The sequence below is a fragment of the Pantoea sp. CTOTU46764 genome (genome assembly GCF_031974595.1).
GTDB classification, from domain to species: Bacteria; Pseudomonadota; Gammaproteobacteria; order Enterobacterales; family Enterobacteriaceae; genus Pantoea; species Pantoea trifolii.
This window is the reverse complement of record NZ_DALYOQ010000125.1, coordinates 1-3,885: the sequence shown is the minus strand read 5'-3', so window position 1 is coordinate 3,885 and position 3,885 is coordinate 1. Positions and strand designations below refer to the sequence as shown.

Below are 3,885 nucleotides of genomic sequence, written 5' to 3'. Positions count from 1 at the left end.
CAGCACGCCGCGCTCCATGCCGATACCGTGATCGCCGTCGCCGGCCACCGCATCGATATCGCCAAGACGCTCAGCGTTACGCTGTAACATTTCTGCCACGGCTTCGAGCAGCTGCAGCACTCGTTTCGCGCTCTCTTGCGATTCGGCTGTAGCTGATGGCAAGGCTTCTTCGGTGTTTTCAACCCGTTCAGCAGCGCTTAACGGCTCGGCCACCAACACGCTGCCTTTACGGTAAGCGGGCGTATTGGTCGGCGCACGCCACAAAGTTTCCAGCTGATCGTCCAGCCACATCAGCGTCAGTGATGCACCGGCCATATTGAAGCTGGTGACAAACTCACCGACGTCCGGCTCAACCACCTGCAGCTTAGCCGCCGCCAGCAGTTGCGCGACGCGACGATAGACGACAAACAGCTCTTCATATTTCACCGAGCCCAGCCCGTTGAGGATCACCGCCACGCGCTGACCTTCGGCCTGCGGGATATCGGCTGGCAATTCATTGAGCAAACGCTCCACGAAGATTTCGGCCAGCTCATCCGCGCTCGGCATGTCGGTCTCTTTAATCCCCGGCTCGCCGTGAATGCCGAGTCCCAGCGCCATGCGCCCTTTTTCCACTTCAAACAGCGGATGCGAAGCACCCGGCAAGCTGCAACCGGAAAACGCCACGCCAAATGTACGCGTGCGTTGATTGGCGTGCTGTGCCAGCTGTAACACCTGTGATAAATCGTGACCCGCTTCAGCTGCAGCGCAGGCGGCTTTGAACACGCAGAGATCGCCTGCCACACCGCGACGCTTTTCCAGCTCATCTTTACCCGCGCTGGAGATATCGTCGGTTACTGCCAGCACGTCACAAGCAATGCCTTCCGCGCGCAGACGCTCGCAGGCCTGGCCGAAGTGCAGCACATCGCCCGCGTAGTTACCGAACATCAGCAATACGCCCGCGCCGTTATGGGCCGCCCGCGCCACGTTGTAGATCTGCTGCGCCGACGGCGACGCGAATAAGTTGCCCATCGCCGCGCCGTGCGCCAGACCTTGTCCTACCAACCCGGCGAACGCCGGATAGTGACCGGACCCGCCGCCCACGATCACCGCCACCGTATTCGGCTGGCTGCGGGTGCTGCGCACCACGCCTCCGGCGACCTGACGGACTTTATTGGCGTTGGCGGCGACAAAGCCTTCGATAAGCTCAGCGGCAAAGGCTGAAGGTTGGTTAAACAGGTACGTCATATTAATGCTCCTGAGCTAAAGAGGTCGGCTGAGACGGCGAGCGACGGCGATTAAGTAACAGCATGAGGAACGCTGACAGCAGCATGAATCCACCCACCACAAACATCGGCAAGGCGTAGCTGTTGGTGGCGTCATGCAGTGCGCCGGTGATGTAGCCCGCAGAGAAGCCCGCTACGTTTCCTAAGGTATTGATCAAGGCAATGGCTGCGGCGGCAGATGCGCCAGTCAGGAATTGCGTCGGTAAGGTCCAGAAGTTCGGCAGTGCGGCGAAGATGGAGCTGGCGGTAATCGCGATCACCATGATGGTGGTGAACGGCGAATCCATATACAGCGCCAGCGGGACGCTGATACCGCCTGCCAATGCCGGAATGGCGATGTGCCAGGTTTTGCAGCCGCGACGTGTGGCATCTTTCGACCAGAAGAACATCACCACCGCCGCGATCAAGTACGGCACGCCGGTAATTAGCCCTTTCTGCATCACGTTAAAGGTGGTGCCGAACTGCTGCTGGAAGCCCGCGATGATGGTCGGCAGGAAGAACGCCAGCGCATACAGACCATAAATAAAGCCGAAGTAAATCAGGCACAGCATCCATACGCGGCCGTTACCCATCACCGAACGCAGGCTGTGTTTTTGATGGCCCTGCTTCTGTTGATGCTCGGCTTCCAGTTCGTTAGTCAGCCAGGTTTTCTCTTCGGCGGTCAGCCATTTGGCCTGACGCGGCGAATCCACCAACCAGAACAGCGCGACGATACCAATCAGAATCGCTGGAATCGACACGCCCATAAACATCACGCGCCAGCCTTCCATGCCAAACAGACCATGCTGCTGAATCAGTGACGCGGCTAAAGGTGCGCCAAACACCACCGTCAGCGGCTGCGCAAGATAGAATAGCGACAGGATTTTGCTGCGATGACGTCCTGGCACCCACATGCTGAGATAGAGAATCGCACCTGGGAAGAAGCCCGCTTCGGCGATACCCAGCAGCAGACGCAGCGTATACAAGCCTTCCACACTGCTCACCCAGGTGAACAGCAGCGAGACAATGCCCCAGCTGATCATGATGCGCGCCAGCCAACGACGCGCGCCGAACTTATGCAGCGCGAGGTTGCTTGGCACTTCCAGCAGGATGTAACCAATAAAGAAGATGCCCGACGCCAGGCCAAACTGCAGCGCGGTGAGGCCGAGGTCTTGCGTCATGCCGTTGGGGCCGGCAAACGAAATCGCGGTGCGATCGAGAAAGTTGATAAAGAACATCAGCGCCACGAACGGCACTAAGCGCCAGGAGATTTTTCTGATGGTGGATTGCTCCACCGCCGTCATTGTTTGTTGATTCATAACGCACCTCCACGACGTGCGTGAGTGATCATTTCTTTATGTGGTGTTGACCAATCGCCAAAGAGGCGCTGGCTGCAGGAGTACTGAGAGGTACGGTGTAAATGACACATGTTCGAGTCCTCGATGGGTCTTCTTGTACATTGGTATAGTCATGCGAACATATGAACACTACACGGATAATTGTGCATCCCTCAACTGCAACACGCGAAAGTGTGAGCGGCTTCATGAGATTTGATTTTGGTCAATTTATCGGATTACTGCGCCCATAAGGCGCGGCACAGGCGGTTTAACAGGGTTTTTTGAGGAATTCAGGCGCGATCCTGAAGGCAATTCATATGAACAACCATTGAACATATGATTGAGTTTGTGCCAGGCTAACCATGAACATCTTCTCGCCTGCTGAACAAACGTGCAGGCGTCATTGCACACCCTGCTGGAGAACGACGATGAAAACTATCGCAATTGGCGCCGATGATGCGGCTATCGAATTGAAAAATGTGATTAAAAATCTGCTGGAAGAGAAAGAGTATGTGGTGACGGATTACACCAATGACGCGCAAAACGACCGTCCGATGTACCCGGATGTGGCCTTTGCGCTGGCCACCGCCATCCAGAAGAACGAATTTGAGCGCGGCATTCTGCTGTGCGGCACCGGTATCGGTGTGGCGATTGTCGCCAATAAAGTAGAAGGCGTGCGCGCGGCGCAGTGTCACGACACCTTCTCTGCCGAGCGTGCTCGCAAGAGCAACAATGCGCAGATCATGACCATGGGCGCGCGCGTCATCGGGCCTGAGCTGGCGAAGAACATCGTGAATGCCTGGCTGGCATCGGAGTTTGAAGGGGGCGGCTCAACCGCCAAAGTGGAGAAGATCGGTTACTACGAACAAGTCTCTCACGCTAAATAAGCGCCGACGTCGCACCTCTGGAGAACCTTATGTCTACACGCCGGGAAAGAGCCAACGCCATCCGCGCTTTGAGTATGGATAGCGTACAACAAGCCAATTCGGGACATCCGGGCGCCCCGATGGGCATGGCGGATATCGCTGAAGTGTTGTGGCTCGACTTTTTACAGCACAATCCACGTAATCCCAACTGGGCTAATCGCGACCGCTTCGTTTTGTCGAACGGCCACGGCTCCATGCTGATCTATAGCCTGTTGCACCTGAGCGGTTACGATTTGCCGCTCAGCGAATTAAAAAATTTTCGCCAGCTGCACTCTAAAACGCCGGGGCATCCGGAATACGGCTACACGCCGGGCGTTGAAACCACCACCGGCCCGCTGGGTCAGGGCATTGCGAACGCAGTGGGTTTTGCCATTGCCGAGC

3 protein-coding genes and 1 pseudogene are annotated in these 3,885 nt (G+C 56.8%); 2 read left to right on the top strand and 2 right to left on the bottom strand.

The features are described from left to right. Window positions 1-1,224 (bottom strand): dihydroxyacetone kinase family protein (locus tag RTM06_RS22690; protein ID WP_312184797.1); only part of this gene is annotated, 1,224 nt, incomplete at its 3' end. Between the two features lies 1 nt (window position 1,225). Then, window positions 1,226-2,560, bottom strand: a complete 1,335-nt coding sequence (locus RTM06_RS22685) for an MFS transporter (protein ID WP_312184796.1) — start codon at window positions 2,558-2,560, stop codon at window positions 1,226-1,228. 446 nt (window positions 2,561-3,006) lie between these two features. Here RTM06_RS22685 and RTM06_RS22680 point away from each other — a divergent pair, with 446 nt between their 5' ends. Both RTM06_RS22680 and RTM06_RS22675 read left to right on the top strand, forming a co-directional pair. After that, window positions 3,007-3,465 (top strand): RpiB/LacA/LacB family sugar-phosphate isomerase, encoded by a 459-nt coding sequence (locus RTM06_RS22680; RefSeq protein ID WP_256696426.1) that lies wholly within the window; start codon window positions 3,007-3,009, stop codon window positions 3,463-3,465. A 29-nt stretch (window positions 3,466-3,494) separates the two neighbouring features. After that, a pseudogene (locus RTM06_RS22675) lies at window positions 3,495-3,885 on the top strand (transketolase); the annotation flags it as partial.